Source organism: Leptolyngbya sp. CALU 1928, from assembly GCF_056784215.1.
Genome location: NZ_JBXBCE010000001.1, coordinates 124,851 through 138,809, shown reverse-complemented (window position 1 = coordinate 138,809; position 13,959 = coordinate 124,851). Strand labels below are relative to the sequence as shown.

The 13,959-nt window shown below is 48.8% G+C and carries 13 protein-coding genes; 5 read left to right on the top strand and 8 right to left on the bottom strand.

Features of this window, described 5'->3' with window-relative positions:
* Nucleotides 1-172: 172 nt before the first annotated feature.
* From grxC to AC1S5B_RS00605, 3 genes are all read right to left on the bottom strand, one after another.
* Nucleotides 173-433: a glutaredoxin 3 gene (gene grxC / locus AC1S5B_RS00615; RefSeq protein ID WP_482033784.1), complete on the bottom strand. Its 261-nt coding sequence runs from the start codon at nt 431-433 to the stop codon at nt 173-175.
* A 62-nt stretch (nt 434-495) separates the two neighbouring features.
* A complete protein-coding gene (locus AC1S5B_RS00610; protein WP_482033783.1) occupies nt 496-1,023 on the bottom strand; it encodes a hypothetical protein in 528 nt (175 codons plus the stop codon).
* Between the two features lie 147 nt (nt 1,024-1,170).
* Nucleotides 1,171-1,896 (bottom strand): DUF3120 domain-containing protein, encoded by a 726-nt coding sequence (locus AC1S5B_RS00605; protein WP_482033782.1) that lies wholly within the window; start codon nt 1,894-1,896, stop codon nt 1,171-1,173.
* 528 nt (nt 1,897-2,424) lie between these two features.
* Between AC1S5B_RS00605 and AC1S5B_RS00600 the strand changes: the two genes are divergently transcribed.
* The 3 genes from AC1S5B_RS00600 to AC1S5B_RS00590 all read left to right on the top strand — a co-directional run bounded on the left by AC1S5B_RS00600 (nt 2,425) and on the right by AC1S5B_RS00590 (nt 6,748).
* Nucleotides 2,425-3,303, top strand: a complete 879-nt coding sequence (locus AC1S5B_RS00600; protein ID WP_482033781.1) for an undecaprenyl-diphosphate phosphatase — start codon at nt 2,425-2,427, stop codon at nt 3,301-3,303.
* Nucleotides 3,304-3,343: 40 nt separating this feature from the next.
* The gene (locus AC1S5B_RS00595; protein WP_482033780.1) at nt 3,344-4,717 is read left to right on the top strand and encodes a TIGR03279 family radical SAM protein; all 1,374 of its coding nucleotides are present in this window, start codon (nt 3,344-3,346) and stop codon (nt 4,715-4,717) included.
* A 261-nt stretch (nt 4,718-4,978) separates the two neighbouring features.
* Nucleotides 4,979-6,748 carry a M48 family metalloprotease gene (locus AC1S5B_RS00590; protein ID WP_482033779.1) on the top strand — a complete coding sequence of 590 codons (1,770 nt, stop codon included), beginning with the start codon at nt 4,979-4,981 and terminating at the stop codon, nt 6,746-6,748.
* Nucleotides 6,749-6,844: 96 nt separating this feature from the next.
* Here the strand turns inward: AC1S5B_RS00590 and xseB are convergent, their stop codons facing one another.
* Together xseB and xseA are read right to left on the bottom strand one after the other, a co-directional pair.
* On the bottom strand, nt 6,845-7,090 hold the full coding sequence (xseB, locus tag AC1S5B_RS00585) for an exodeoxyribonuclease VII small subunit (protein ID WP_482033778.1): 246 nt from the start codon (nt 7,088-7,090) through the stop codon (nt 6,845-6,847).
* A gap of 75 nt (nt 7,091-7,165) precedes the next feature.
* A complete protein-coding gene (gene xseA / locus AC1S5B_RS00580) occupies nt 7,166-8,407 on the bottom strand; it encodes an exodeoxyribonuclease VII large subunit (protein WP_482033777.1) in 1,242 nt (413 codons plus the stop codon).
* Nucleotides 8,408-8,656: 249 nt separating this feature from the next.
* Between xseA and recA the strand changes: the two genes are divergently transcribed.
* Nucleotides 8,657-9,751 carry a recombinase RecA gene (recA, locus tag AC1S5B_RS00575; RefSeq protein WP_482033776.1) on the top strand — a complete coding sequence of 365 codons (1,095 nt, stop codon included), beginning with the start codon at nt 8,657-8,659 and terminating at the stop codon, nt 9,749-9,751.
* 81 nt (nt 9,752-9,832) lie between these two features.
* Here the strand turns inward: recA and AC1S5B_RS00570 are convergent, their stop codons facing one another.
* Nucleotides 9,833-10,633, bottom strand: coding sequence for an FHA domain-containing protein (locus AC1S5B_RS00570; protein ID WP_482033775.1), 801 nt, complete (start codon nt 10,631-10,633; stop codon nt 9,833-9,835).
* A 640-nt stretch (nt 10,634-11,273) separates the two neighbouring features.
* Here AC1S5B_RS00570 and AC1S5B_RS00565 point away from each other — a divergent pair.
* Nucleotides 11,274-11,741 (top strand): hypothetical protein, encoded by a 468-nt coding sequence (locus AC1S5B_RS00565; RefSeq protein WP_482033774.1) that lies wholly within the window; start codon nt 11,274-11,276, stop codon nt 11,739-11,741.
* A 29-nt stretch (nt 11,742-11,770) separates the two neighbouring features.
* On the opposite strand, the gene AC1S5B_RS00560 is transcribed toward AC1S5B_RS00565, so the two are convergent.
* On the bottom strand, nt 11,771-12,805 hold the full coding sequence (locus AC1S5B_RS00560; RefSeq protein WP_482033773.1) for an N-acetyltransferase DgcN family protein: 1,035 nt from the start codon (nt 12,803-12,805) through the stop codon (nt 11,771-11,773).
* A gap of 41 nt (nt 12,806-12,846) precedes the next feature.
* Nucleotides 12,847-13,935, bottom strand: a complete 1,089-nt coding sequence (locus tag AC1S5B_RS00555) for a dipeptide epimerase (protein WP_482033772.1) — start codon at nt 13,933-13,935, stop codon at nt 12,847-12,849.
* Nucleotides 13,936-13,959 lie beyond the last annotated feature (24 nt).

Here is a 13,959-nt window from a genome sequence, read left to right as displayed (position 1 = left end):
TTTTGATACGATGAACCCATCCAGGCATTGGGAGAGCAGGTATGCAACTCTCCTAGAACTAGCGTAGCCTACTCGCCTAAATACTATGTTTACAATTTACTGTCTCTTCATAAAGCGTCCAACTAATTGATAGAAATTGTAGGACGGTAGGTGATTTATCAAGCGATAAGAACTAAGCCATCAATAGTGGATCAAGCTTGTTCGCAGAGTTTAAGGCATACAAATCATCGCAGCCACCAATGTGGTGATCATTGATAAAAATCTGAGGTACCGATCGCCGTCCGTGTGATCGCTCTGCCATAACCGCCCGTGCTGCTTCATCGCCATCAATACAATATTCTGTAAACTCAACCCCTTTTTTAGTTAACAAGGCTTTTGCCCGAATGCAAAAGGGGCAGGTACTCCAGGTATACACTTCAACGTTGGCAGACATAGTTCTTTACACTTATGTTTAGCTTAATTCTACTCGTTTGTGGAAGGTCGCAGCGCGATAAATCACGGTTTGCTGAGCGATAGGGGATCAACCAATAACGGGACAGGAGCGATGGGGTTTGCAGGCACCACTGCCATCGTTAAAGAACGCTCTTCTAAATCGCATCCCTGGACTTGAACCAGAACACTCACCGGATCATTCATCAACGTTTTGGGTGCTGTATAAATCGCGCGATTACTGGCAGAACTGCCTTGAGGACTAATTTTGCCGCGATCGGCTTTCCAAGTAAATAGTACGGGTTTTCGATCTGGATTCTCTAACCGTACAGTAATTGTCCGCTTTTCTCCGGCTGGGATGACAATAGGAAGCCCCTCAAGAATCTGAGGTTCATCATCTGGAAACTCTGGGCTAAGACTTAGCCGATTCACAGAGACGCTCATAATTCTGGCTGTACAAACGGGACTGGATAGCTCAACTTTGAATAAGGGTTGAACGATTAAGTCCCAAGTACCGTAGCCAATAATTGCCAAGATCGCAACGGGGGAAGCCACTCGGCTGATTTGATCAATCCAAGACTGGTTTTTTGACATGGTGAACGACTCGGCTAGACCAGATCGCTTTTGACCTTTACCCAACTGTAGCAGTCGATCATTGCCTTATAGAAAAACAAGCAAAGTCACCTCATTTATGGGTGGGAGTGGGTCAATAGGGTAGGGCTATAGTCGCGACGTTCATTATTAGGCAAAGCAAGCCGCCACCCAAAATAAACCGTCTACTAAAATCGTACTCAACACCGCACCACTGAACACCCACCAATGCAGCTTGGAAGAACGAAGGGGCAAGAGACTAAAAGATAGTAGCGAAATGACTAGAACTGAAGCCCAGCCAGTTCCCCACGGAGTTTGAACTTGAGCGATCGCAGCATGAAAAATCGGACGAGCCAACTCTTCATTCACTAGCATCAGTGCGCGCCAATGGGGAATTAAATCCACTAGATAAAAATAAATATCTGTAATCGCCGTTCCTAAAAGGGACCCTAGGTAAAAGAAATGCCCAATTTTATTTTGATTGCGAGTAATGCCCCAAATCGCAAAGGGTAAGCCGATTGATTCAAGAGGCAAATGAAAATAAGGCTCCCAGCGGAACCAACCCCAATATAAAGAGCCTGCGAGCCAAGTCCAAGTAAACCCTAACAACAAGTCTCCCCAAACCTGAGTTTTAGGCTGAGACGACAAACGATTAGACAAAATCCACCACCCCAGTGTTGCCAGCAGGCTGATAAAGGGATGCGATCGCACTAATGGAGCCTGAACAAATACAGGTACTGATACCAACAGCACCGCTACGGCAAACAAACGCCAGTGCTGACCCGTGATGTCGATAACTTTTGTTTCAACGGTCTCAGCAAAGGAGATGTTGTCAAGCGCACTCTCAACCTTAGGTAAAAAGGGTGATTCAGGCACATAACTACTTGGGGAAGGGGGAGGATAGGAAATCAAAGTAGGTTAAAAAATAGTAAGGTGTCGGTGAAAGTGTGTAATATTTCTAATTTAGTTTACTTTATTTAACATAGCATAGGAAGCCGTTTATCCCCATGGGGGGCATATCCTGAATTATAGACTGCGAGAGACGGATATAGCTTTTCTCCAGTTCGCTTTCTTGGTTATCGCTGCTTTCCTCTCCTGCTGGCATGAATCTAGGGTGTGGGCTTTGCAGTGTGTAAAAACCTCGTACATCGTATGAAGATATAAACAATCTGTTGATCGCGGGAATCCTAGAGATTGTGTCTCCCCACCAGCCCTAGCAATCAGAAATATTAAAGATAAGAATCAAGACTGTTGAAAATGGCAAATTTTCATCAAACGAATGCCATACTGTCTACGAAAAAGCGCTGTTGCGACACAGCCTTACTCGCTGGTCGTTAACTCGATCGGGTGCAAAACATTAACAGCTTAAAATTGACGGGCTTTAGTGAAAGCGGAGGACTCATCTTGATTTCAACCATGTTGCTGGCAGTCATAGAAACTGCAACAAAACCAACTCAATCCCCTGGGTTGATTATAGAAGTGCTTCAGGCGATCGCGCTGGGATTAGTGCAGGGCATTACTGAATTTTTGCCAATCAGCAGCACGGCTCACTTGCTGGTTTTTACCAAAGTTCTGGGCTGGGATGCACTGGGGCAGAAATACTTTGTGGATGCCATTCAATTTGGCAGCGTGATCGCGGTCGTCATGTATTTTTGGAAGGATATTGTTCAAATTCTGTCCGGCGCATGGGCTGCCTATCGGCAAAAAGACTGGCAGCGAGAAGAATGGAAAGTTTTAGTCGGAATCGCTGTAGGAACGATCCCCGCTTTGTTTTTCGGCTTTCTGTTGAAAGATGTTTTGCCCGACAACATTGTGCTGATTGCAATTATGTCGATTGTCATGGCATTGTTGTTGGCATTGGCTGAAACAATTGGCAGCCGCAAGCGAGATTTTGACTCCCTCACTATTCAAGACGGGCTTCTCGTTGGATTAGGACAAACGATCGCCCTGCTTCCGGGTGCTTCTCGGTCTGGTTCCACGCTTACGACAGGCTTATTTTTGGGTTTACAGCGAGGAACGGCTGCCCGGTTTTCCTTTTTGCTCGGCATTCCCACGTTAACGATCGCCACTCTATTTCAGGCGCGCAAAGCCTTTAGCAACATTGACAGTATTATTGCGCTGCTGGCAGGCACGGTTTCTACGTTTATTTTTTCCTATCTGGCGATCGCGTGGCTGCTGAAATATCTGCAACGTCAAAGCACTTGGGTGTTTGTCTGGTATCGGTTAGCCTTTGGCATCACGCTTCTGGCATCGGTTGCGATCGGCTGGCTCAAAAACACGTAAGAATGAATGAAGATTATTATTTAACTCAAAACTTCTTCCAATGAGCGAACTGTCGATTCGTCCTGCTTTAATCACTGCTGTTTTGCCCGACTCGATCGCGGCAGAAATTGGGTTTGAAGCAGGCGATCGCCTCGTTTCCATCAACGGTGAGCGCCCCCGTGATCTAATCGATTATCGCTTCCTCTGCGCCGATGAAGTGCTGGAATTGGAAGTGCTGGATGTCAACGGCAAAGCGCATCAGGTTGAAATCGAAAAAGACTATGACGACGATTTGGGCTTAGAATTTGACACTGCTCTGTTTGATGGGCTGATTCAATGCAACAATCGCTGTCCCTTCTGCTTCATTGACCAGCAGCCCCCCGGCAAACGAGAAACGCTCTATCTCAAAGACGATGATTATCGTCTCAGCTTTCTCTATGGCAGTTACCTCACTCTCACCAATCTAACCCAGCGAGAATGGGATCGGATTGAGCAACTCCGCCTCTCGCCCTTGTATGTGTCGGTTCATGCGACAGAGCCAGAGGTGCGGACTCGGTTGCTGAAAAACCCTCGCGCCGCACAATTGCTGGATCATCTGCAATGGTTTCAAGACCGTGATTTGCAGATTCATGCTCAGGTGGTGCTGTGCCCCGGTGTGAATGATGGATCACATTTGACTCAGACGCTCCTAGATTTAGCTCGCTTTCACCAAACCGATCTGCCGGCGATCGCGTCGGTTGCCGTAGTGCCTGTGGGTTTGACCCGCTTTCGTCCGGCTGACGATGATCTAATCCCCGTTACGCCTGAAAAAGCGCGAGAAGTGATTGATCAAGTTCAAGCACTGCAAACGAAGTTTCGACAGCAGATTGGCTCTACGTTTGTGTGGCTAGCGGATGAGTGGTTTTTGATCGCGGGGCGAGAACTGCCGCCAGAGTCGCACTACGAAGACTATCCCCAAATTGGCAATGGCGTTGGTTCGATTCGTCAGTTTCTCAAAGCCTTTCAAAACGCAGCAAAAAATCTTCCAAAAACCGTCTCTCCAACCCGACGCTTTACCTGGATTGTAGGTAATGCCGTAGAGTTGGCATTTCAGCCGATGCTGAAGCGTTTGAACGAGGTGGAAGGGTTAGAGGTGCGAATGGTGGCGATCGCCAGCCACTATTGGGGACAAGAGATTTCCGTGACGGGTTTAATCACCGGACAAGATATTCTCAGCGCACTTCAGGGAAAAGATTTGGGCGATGCGCTGCTGCTTCCCAGCGTCATGTTAAAGCACGATGATCCCCGCTTTCTCGATGATATGACCCTGGATGAACTTGCCGCCCAGTTAGAAACCGAAGTGATCGCGGTAAGCGATGTAGAAGAGTTGATTAAAACCTGCACCACAGAACCTTTAACGCGATCGCCGGGGTGTTCAAGCCAGAGAGAAATCTGACATTGCGGAACATCTACCAAGATTTTTCTATCAAAGTAGACAGCTAACTAAGTTGACAGCATTTATCCATGAAAGCGACTCGCTAACCGTCATCAGTGAATTGCTTTCAGAGAATAGTTTTTTGCGCTTGCCCTATTCATGGGTCTAGCACTTTTTTGCTCGTCAACATCTCATTAAAACGCAATCTGCTCAGGCAAGATGCCCTGTCAAAGGGTGCGGCTACCAACCTTAATTACCTTTGACAACCACTCTCCACGCTCTATGAAAAACTCTTGTTCTCTGTTGCTCAGCCACACCTTACCTTTAAGCGCGGTTCTTCTATTCTTTGCACCGACGATCGCGTCGGCTCAAACTCAACCGACTCCTACCGACACTACTACTACTTCTAACCCAGTTCCAACGGTCACGACGGCTACACCTGCGGTATCAACGACCCCGACTCCAGCGGCTCCTGTGCAGTCTGCGATCGCTCCAACTCAAGTGCCCGTATATCTGCCAATGGGTTCGCCCCAGTATGCATATCCAGTGGCAGCGCCCCAATATGGCTATCCGGTAACAACTCCGCAATATGGCTATCCATCTAATGTTCCGGTATACGGCGTTCCTGCTCCTGGGTATGGCGTTCCACAGAATGCTCCTGGCGGTTTTTCGGTACAGGTGACCACTCAAATTGGAATTCCAAATCAAGCCTATCCAAATCAAGCCTATCCAAGCCAAGGCTATCCGGCTGGGGTTCCCATCCAAGGCACGCCTGTCCAAGGATATCCGGTGATGCAACCGGGTGGGTATGGAGTTCCAGTTTATTCGCCAGGATATCCCACGGTCGGCTATCCGCAGCCGATGCCTTGGACTCAACCTAGCACCGGGTTGAGTAATAATGCTGATGGTTTGCCTCCAGCAGCGCAAGCCTTTTGGCAGCAGATTTCCAATAGCCAAACGTTGGATAGTCAAACGTTGTCGCTGTTGCAGCAGTTGGTGAAAAGCTATCCCCAATTCATTCCTGGGCATCTCCGCCTAGCGCAAACTTTTGAAGCGAGCAACCGCCGTCAAGATGCAATTTTTATCTTGCAGCAAGCGTTGTCTCAAAATCCCAATCAGCCCGATTTGGTGCGATCGCTCGTGTCTACCTACGGCAAAGCAAACCGCTGGACGGAAGCAAACTCGCTTGCCCGTCAATTTGCTCTCAAATATCCCACTAGCCCTGTCGTCACGGAATTGGCAGGGTTGATTGGAAACAACCTGCCGCAAACTTCAGGGATCAGTCAAAGCCAACCCCGAAATGGGTTGCTAGGCAACGTGGTGACGGCGGGGCTGGGTTATCTACTTACAGGCAAAGTGTCCTCTCCAGTGACTTCTGGGCAAACTCCTGCTTGGACAAGCAACAACCAAAGTGAAGCCTCCATTGGCGCTCAAATGGCGCGAGAACTGCTGGGCAAAGTGGAACTGGTCAACGATGCGGAGGTGACGAGCTACATTAACGAGATTGGGCAAAAGTTGGCGCAAGCCTCCAATCGATCCGATTTGCCCTATGAGTTTTATGTGGTGAAAGACCGCGATACTGGAGCGTTGGCGCTTCCGGGCGGTAAGGTATTTATTAGTGCAGGCGCGATCGCCAATGCTGATTCCGAAGCATCTTTAGCAAACGTACTAGCGCGCCAAATCGGACACGCCTCTCTCTCTCACCCGATGAAATTGGTCAATCGCACAAACTCTACCAACACGATCACTCGTCTTCTGCCGACGCTTGGAAACCTAGTGGCACCCAAACTGGGCTTGAGTAACGGCTTAGTCGGCAATGTGATGACTGGCTTGTTAAGCAATGTCATTACTAAAGCAGTTCAACCTAACTACACGGCTCAAATGAATCGCCAAGCTCAAGAAGTCGGCACTCGCTTACTTACTACTGCTGGTTTTACCCAAGGCAGCCTAATAAACAGCAGCAGCAGCAACCGCTATGCTCAAGTTCGAGCTAAAGCACAGCAACTGATTGGCAGCAACTCCAGTTCATCTTGGTGGAGTTCAGGAAGGTAGGAATTAGGGGTCGGGGGTCAGGGGTCAGAAGTTGAGAGTACGGAGTTGGGAAACCCGAAACCTGAAACCTATTCATCCCTGAAACCTGAAATCTATTCACTCCTCGCTCAGGGTTTCAATTAATAGATCAACTTGTTGCTGGCGATCGCTCAAAAAGGTTTCGCAGAGTCGTAAATCTTCAACGGCGGCTGAAAACTGGTCAAATACATCGGCAAGATCTAACTCGCCGGATTCAATTTGAGCGATCGCGGCTTCAATTTTTTTCACCGTTGTCTCATAGCGCCATTCATCCTGAAGGATTCCAGACGGCTGCTCACTATTATCGGGTTTTGAATCGCTCACGAGATTACTCTTAAAAAGAAGCTGTTGGGCTAATTTAGGCAGATATTTGCAAATATTTTGCGATCGCGGGGAATTTCAGTCTGAAGTCTCTGAGATTGCTTTTACAGTAACGATTGCCTGTCCTGCGGCTAGCTGAATCAGAAGATCTTGCCCCAATCCTAGCGTATCAGCCGATCGCACAATGCCGCCGTTTGCCTCTCGCACCACTGCATAGCCTCGCTTCAGAACTGCTTGCGGATCGAGGGTTTTTAATTTTTGCTGCAAAAGCTGAGTATGTTGGGTTGCCTGCTGCAACTGATCCCCGTTGCTTTGAATGAGTCGCTGCCGCATCCAGCCTAACAGTTGGACTTCATAGGCTAATTTGCGGTCTAACTTGAGTTGTTGTAATCGAGTTCGTAGTTGTTGCAGGCGACTGCGGGTAACTTCCAATCGATGCTGAAGAGCATCACTGAGAGCCACTGTCCGTTCTCGATGCTCGGCAGACAAATCTGCCAATTGAGGCACCGCTTGCTCTGCCGCCGCCGTTGGAGTGTGAGCGCAACAGTCCGCCACCAGATCCGCCAGAGATTCATCTCGCTGATGCCCAATTCCCGCAATAATCGGAATCGGGCACTCTGCGATCGCCCGCACCACGCGCTCATCATTAAAACACGCCATATCTTCCGTTGCACCACCTCCGCGTGATAGGATTAGTACATCCGCTCTGTTGTCGGCAACTACTCGACGAATCGCTTGGGCGATCGAATCGGGCGCTTGATCCCCTTGAACTAACGCTGGAGAAAACAACACATGTAAACCTGGATACCGTCGCCGCAGCGTTCGTTGAATGTCTCCCCACGCCGCTGCCTGAGGCGAAGTGACTACTGCTACAACCCTAGGATGAGCGGGTAACGCTTGCTTCCGCAATGAATCAAACAAGCCCTCTATTTCCAAACGATGCCGCAACTGTCGATAGCGCAACGCCCGCAGACCCTTGCCTGCGGGTAACACCTGCCAGACAATCAGTTGATATTGTCCTCGCTGCGGATGCACATTAACGCGACCCAAAATAATGAACTGCTCGCCTTGAGTGGGCAAATTTGTGAGGCGATCAATCTGGCTATTCCAAACCACACAGCTAATCGCCGCTTTTTCATCAGGATCTTGTAGCGTAAAAAACAATCCACTCCGGTATTGAGTTGCACTAGAAACCTCCCCCGTTACCCAAACCTGCCGAAGCTCCGTATCTTGCTCAAACAGTGCTTGAATGTAGGTCGTTAATCCAGCGACAGATAATGCTGTATCAGGAACTAATAGATCAGAAAGATAGGAGGTCATAACCTGCAATAAGAAAATGAATCAAGGGGTCGATTAAAGAGGGATTGCAAAAAACGCATCCCAGGCTCCCTAGGTAAATCGATAAAAACAACCGACTGTAACGACGAACTGCTTATAGGGTAGCGAGACTTCTCTAGATCTGACAGGATGCTGTTGCCTTTCTTCTTTGAAGCAACGGACATAGAATAGAAGTCCTTTGACACCCAATTTCTCCACTCCTTTTGACCAAACATCTGCGTTGAGGTATTCATGGCTAGTAAAACTGACAACTCTGCTTCTGACAAGCAAGCTTCTGAGAAACAAAAAGCTCTGAACCTTGTCGTCTCACAAATCGAGCGCAACTTTGGTAAGGGCAGCATCATGCGTTTAGGCGATGCGACGCGCATGAAAGTTGAAACAATTCCCACGGGTGCCCTGACCTTAGATCTGGCGCTTGGGGGCGGATTGCCAAAAGGTAGAATCATTGAAATCTATGGTCCTGAAAGCTCTGGAAAAACAACGCTAGCGCTTCACGCCTTAGCTGAGGTGCAAAAATCAGGTGGGGTTGCCGCTTTCGTAGATGCAGAACATGCCCTCGACCCAACTTATGCCGCAGCATTGGGCGTAGATATTGGCAACTTGCTAGTATCTCAGCCTGATACGGGTGAGGCTGGGCTTGAAATTGTGGATCAATTGGTGCGCTCTACTGCGGTGGATATTATTGTGATCGACTCGGTGGCGGCTCTGGTGCCTCGTGCCGAGATTGAAGGAGAAATGGGGGATACCCATGTTGGGTTACAAGCTCGGTTAATGAGCCAAGCCCTGCGAAAAATTACGGGGAATATGGGGCGATCGGGTTGCACAGTAATTTTTCTGAACCAGTTACGCCAAAAGATTGGGGTGACCTATGGCAACCCAGAAGTTACTACTGGCGGGCAAGCGCTGAAGTTTTATGCGTCAGTTCGGCTGGATATTCGCCGCATTCAAACCCTGAAGAAAGGCACTGATGAGTATGGCAACCGCGCCAAGGTGAAGGTTGCAAAAAATAAGGTTGCGCCTCCATTCCGGATCGCCGAGTTTGACATTATCTTTGGCAAAGGCATTTCTAGCTTGGGCTGTGTGGTGGATTTGGCAGAAGAAACGGGCGTGATTATCCGTAAAGGAGCTTGGTATAGCTATAACGGCGACAACTTGGCTCAAGGGAGAGACAATGCCATTAAAAATCTGGAAGAAAACCCCGAATTTGCCAAAAAGATTGACTTAGAAGTGCGGCAAAAGTTGGAAACAGGGGCAGTCGTCTCTGCTAACTCGGTGGGACATGCCGATACCAATGAGGAAGAAGAGGAAGGGTTGGAGGAAGAATAAGGCTTGCTCCAGTTTTGTAGGCTGGGATTTGCAACTGATGGTTTAGATCCCAGCCTATGATTTTTTTGTTGAGTTAAACTTTTAACGGTTTAAGAAACGATCCAGAATATCGGCTTGCTGAGAAGGACTGAGGTGAGGATTGCTGGCTTGCGGAGCTTCATCTCGTTGACGGGCAGTCGGTTTGAGAAACATTGAGGTTTCTTTTTCATTTCCCTGTAGGGGCGCATCCCAATCGGGTGGATTTACTTTTAGCTCCATTGCATTCTTTGCTGGCGACTCTTCAGGAGAGAGAGTTTTTAAGCCAGACGAAACGAGGTTAATGCCAGAGAGGACATCGGGTGGAATGGGTTCTGCACAGCGACTACTTTCGCACAGAAAGAAAACGAACGACAAACTTCCTAAGCGAACGCGATCGCCGTCTTTTAATAAAACAGGCTGACGTATGGGTTCACTGTTTACAAAGGTGCCATTTGTGCTGTTTAAATCAATCAGAAAAAACCCTTTGTTAGAAACATACTGAACGACCGCGTGGCGACGAGATAGGCGTTTATCTGGAATGGGCAAACTAGCTTTGCGATCGCGCCCAATGATCCATAAGTTTTCTGATTGGGTCACAATTTGAGTCTGGTCTGGCAGCAAGTTAGTCATCAGGTAAGCTTGTTTGCCATTAATGACTGCTTGCACATATTGACAGACACCCCGCAAACGATGGCGATTGTCTGTATTCTCCAGTTCAATGATTTCATCTAATAGTTCGCGATGATGTTCATATAACTTGAGAAAAACCTGGTACAGTCCCAATCGCTGCTCCAAATCAGGTGGATGACCAGCAGGGCTTTGCAAATTTGGCGAAAAGTCTGCTATTGAGTTTAGGTCAAACATAATCTGCGGTATTTAGCTGTTCGAGGTGAAAAAGGTAAAAATTTGTCTTTCTAAAAGCGTTTTCATCAAACTACCTTGATATCTGCAATTCACCAAAGCAGTCAATCTATTTGTGGTGTTGGATTTTAATATTGGCTAAAAACGGTTTGATTCAGCCAATCTGCTGGGCGATCGCACCTCCCATTCCTAAAGTAAAGCGAATAGGCTGAAGACATATCCGCACGATTACTGATAATCCTTCCACTTAGAAACATCATACTTAGTGCCTGAGAGCCAACGGTAAAACTTTTGGCGATGTTCTCTTCATTTATTTTTGGGGAAATCTGCTCAACTATAAATTAGCTGATCGGTAAGGGTGTCTAGGGCAAGGTACGGGAGCGCCAAAATATTTGCCATGGTAATGCTTGGAACGGTATTTGGGGCGGTGTGAGGGTAGAGATTGAGGCAATTATTAATTTAAAAAATGTTGCGTATTGTAAGCTCGAACACAGAATACCCAAACCTTTTTTACAATGAGGGGATAGTCATTTCTGGTGTGCGTCTACGGCTGAGTCATGAGGTTGATGGACTGTTCATGATCTCATTAGAAAACTCTAGTTTTTGTTAATTCTGCAAGTGTGCAGAGTCGTTGACGTGCGCTATGTTGATTGATTCAAATAATGACTGCTCCATCCTTACTGACCTAGGGATTGTGCGAGGTGCCGCAGATTTGGCTCGGTCGCCTACTAAGTTGCAATCGTTTTCTGTGAGCGATCGCTCAGTTATACCCTTGGCTCAACAGCGATCGCCCCTAGCTCGGCTAGACAATGCCTCTGAACTGCAAGCCCTGCGTCAAGTCGCATACTTAGGCGAACAGCAGAAGCGACGCGATAGCTCAATTCGGAAAGAGGTCGTTTCTTTTGATGGTGACCAGCTTGTCGGAAACTTTGCTGCACCGCTTTCTCCCTTAAGGGATAGAGATTTCACCGCACTATCAGCATTATTTTCAACCGATGCAATGAGCGCCATTGAAGCTGACGTGGCTCAACTGCTGCTTCGACTGCGACCAGAACCCTGCTGGGAAGATGATCCCTTCACCTTTTTGCAGGACTTTCTTTCAAACCCCTGACACCTGGTATCTGAATTCTGTCCCCTTGCTCATAAAACTGCTTGCAGTAACTTATCGGCTCCAAATCGAACGGGATCAGTGCAGGGTAGGTTTGTCTGAGTTTCGACGTGGGCGATCGCAGCTTGGGCAGCAGATTCGTCTAAATGATGGGTGTTGAGGGCGATCGCGGCGACGGGCACCGATGCAAACGCTCCTCCTGCTCTGGCAACGGCTTCATAAAGCTGCACCACTTCGGGTAGGGGCGGAATGGGAACTTCAGGAATGCGGCTGATGTGGGTTTGTCCGGCACGATGCACTAGGATTAGGTGAGTCGGCTGACTGCCTCGAATCAGTGGCAGGGTGGCAGTAGAAGACGGATTCAGCAGAGAACCCTGTCCTTCAATCTGCAAAATGTCATGATCATTACCGTACCGCATCACCACCTGCTCCACGGCACCGGAGGCAAAATCGACCCGCACGGCATCGAGAGCCACGCCATCCCCCGCAATCATCATTCCGGCTTGCCCAGTTGCCACAAATTTTGAGCGCAGTCCTCGCTTGAGTGATGCCTGGTGAAGCTGCAAACTGGTGGACATTTTGCCGATCGCCATGTCAGTTCCCACGGTCAACACCCGCAGACAGGCAAGCGATCGCGCTTTTCCAGTGCCAATGGGTAGGTTGGGCGGCTCCTGGCGCATATCCCAAATCCATTGATTGGGTTGCAGCGGTTGGAAGTCGGGATCGCTGGCAAGCTGGGTATGGAGTCCATTGGCGATCGACAGTCCAGCAGCGATCGCCTGCTTAATTTCCTGCCGCCACTCCTGGGGTAATGCACCTCCGGTCGGAGCGGTTCCCAGCACCAATACATCCGGTTGATAGGCAAGTGCCTCTGTGACCGATGCCACAATGGGCGCAGGACGTGAAATTCCGGTGAGATCAGACAGGGAGGCTCCGGGCGATTGGCGATCGATGACGGCAACCACTGGCGATTCCGTGTATCGCAATAGTGCCAGCCCGGTTTTACCGCGATCGCCTTGAATGCCTTCATGCAAAAGAATCGCCAGTCGATGATGAGATTGAATCATAGAAGCCCCCTATTGCTCAAACGCTTTACCCAAACGCCATCTTAAAGCGTGTCCTTTTTTTCGTCCAAATATCGGTGAACACCCAAGCCCGGTTGATCGGTGGGCACAAGTCGCCCATTGTGAAAGGATGCGCCAGCAAAGGGATCGTTGACTAGATTGAGGTGACTATCGAGGTCGATATGATCTGCCAAAGGGGAAAGGTGAGATAGGGCAGTGTTGAGCAACGCACTATCGGAGTAGCAACCAAACATGACTTTCAAGCCACATGCTTTGGCAGTGTGAATCATTCTCAGCGCTTCAGTTAAGCCACCGGATTTCATTAGTTTGATGTTGATGCCGTGGACGCGATCGGCTAGGGGCAAAATATCGTAGCTGGTGAAGCAGCTTTCATCCGCAAAAATGGGTAGGGACGATCGCTGATACAGTTCGGGTAAGTCGCCTTCCTGTCCCTTGGCAAGGGGCTGTTCTAGGTATGTCACGCCTTGTTCGACTAGCCAATCTGCCATGTGTAAGGCTTCAGCCAAACTCCACCCTCCATTCGCATCTACGCTAACCTGAGAAATGTGAGGAGCGGTTTCTTTAATTGCCATCATCATCGCCTGATCTGCTTCAATTCCTAAAGGGTTACCCAGCTTCACCTTTAACGCTTGGATACTCTGAAAAGGAACCGCCGTATCGCCTTTCCCTAGCCAGTCTTTCACCCGCTGTTGAGCGGCTTCGGGTGTACTGATGCCAATGGTGACGGAGGTAGGAGGAATGCGATCGCACTCTAAGCCCCAGAATTGCCATAGGGGGAGATGAGTATACTTACCAACCCAATCGTGTAATGCCACATCTAAGGCGGCTCGTGCGGCGGAAGGGAGTCGCGCATCGAACATTAATCGCTCAATTCGCTGACCCTCCAAAGGACTGAGGGATTTGAGCAAAGGCACAAACTTTTGCAGCGATCGTGCAATCAGTTCGGTAGTTTGAGGCGTTTCCCCAATGGAAAAAGGCGAGGCTTCTCCCCAGCCCTGAATGCCTTCATGCTCAATTTCAACCCAAATGTTGGTGGTTTGCGCGGTAGTGCCTCGACTAATCGTTAACGCAAACCGCTTCTGCACCGTAAAGGTCGCGATCCGAACCTGCATGACAAGGCACCCCTCAAACGGCAC

Excerpts from the sequence above, each read along its gene's own strand:
- AC1S5B_RS00595 (WP_482033780.1), top strand. The coding sequence starts at position 3,344 with ATGAGCGAACTGTCGATTCGTCCTGCTTTAATCACTGCTGTTTTGCCC.
- AC1S5B_RS00555 (WP_482033772.1), bottom strand. The coding sequence starts at position 13,935 with ATGCAGGTTCGGATCGCGACCTTTACGGTGCAGAAGCGGTTTGCGTTA.
- AC1S5B_RS00610 (WP_482033783.1), bottom strand. The coding sequence starts at position 1,023 with ATGTCAAAAAACCAGTCTTGGATTGATCAAATCAGCCGAGTGGCTTCC.
- AC1S5B_RS00560 (WP_482033773.1), bottom strand. The coding sequence starts at position 12,805 with ATGATTCAATCTCATCATCGACTGGCGATTCTTTTGCATGAAGGCATT.
- recA (WP_482033776.1), top strand. The coding sequence starts at position 8,657 with ATGGCTAGTAAAACTGACAACTCTGCTTCTGACAAGCAAGCTTCTGAG.
- AC1S5B_RS00570 (WP_482033775.1), bottom strand. The coding sequence starts at position 10,633 with ATGTTTGACCTAAACTCAATAGCAGACTTTTCGCCAAATTTGCAAAGC.
- AC1S5B_RS00565 (WP_482033774.1), top strand. The coding sequence starts at position 11,274 with ATGTTGATTGATTCAAATAATGACTGCTCCATCCTTACTGACCTAGGG.
- AC1S5B_RS00590 (WP_482033779.1), top strand. The coding sequence starts at position 4,979 with ATGAAAAACTCTTGTTCTCTGTTGCTCAGCCACACCTTACCTTTAAGC.
- grxC (WP_482033784.1), bottom strand. The coding sequence starts at position 433 with ATGTCTGCCAACGTTGAAGTGTATACCTGGAGTACCTGCCCCTTTTGC.
- xseA (WP_482033777.1), bottom strand. The coding sequence starts at position 8,407 with ATGACCTCCTATCTTTCTGATCTATTAGTTCCTGATACAGCATTATCT.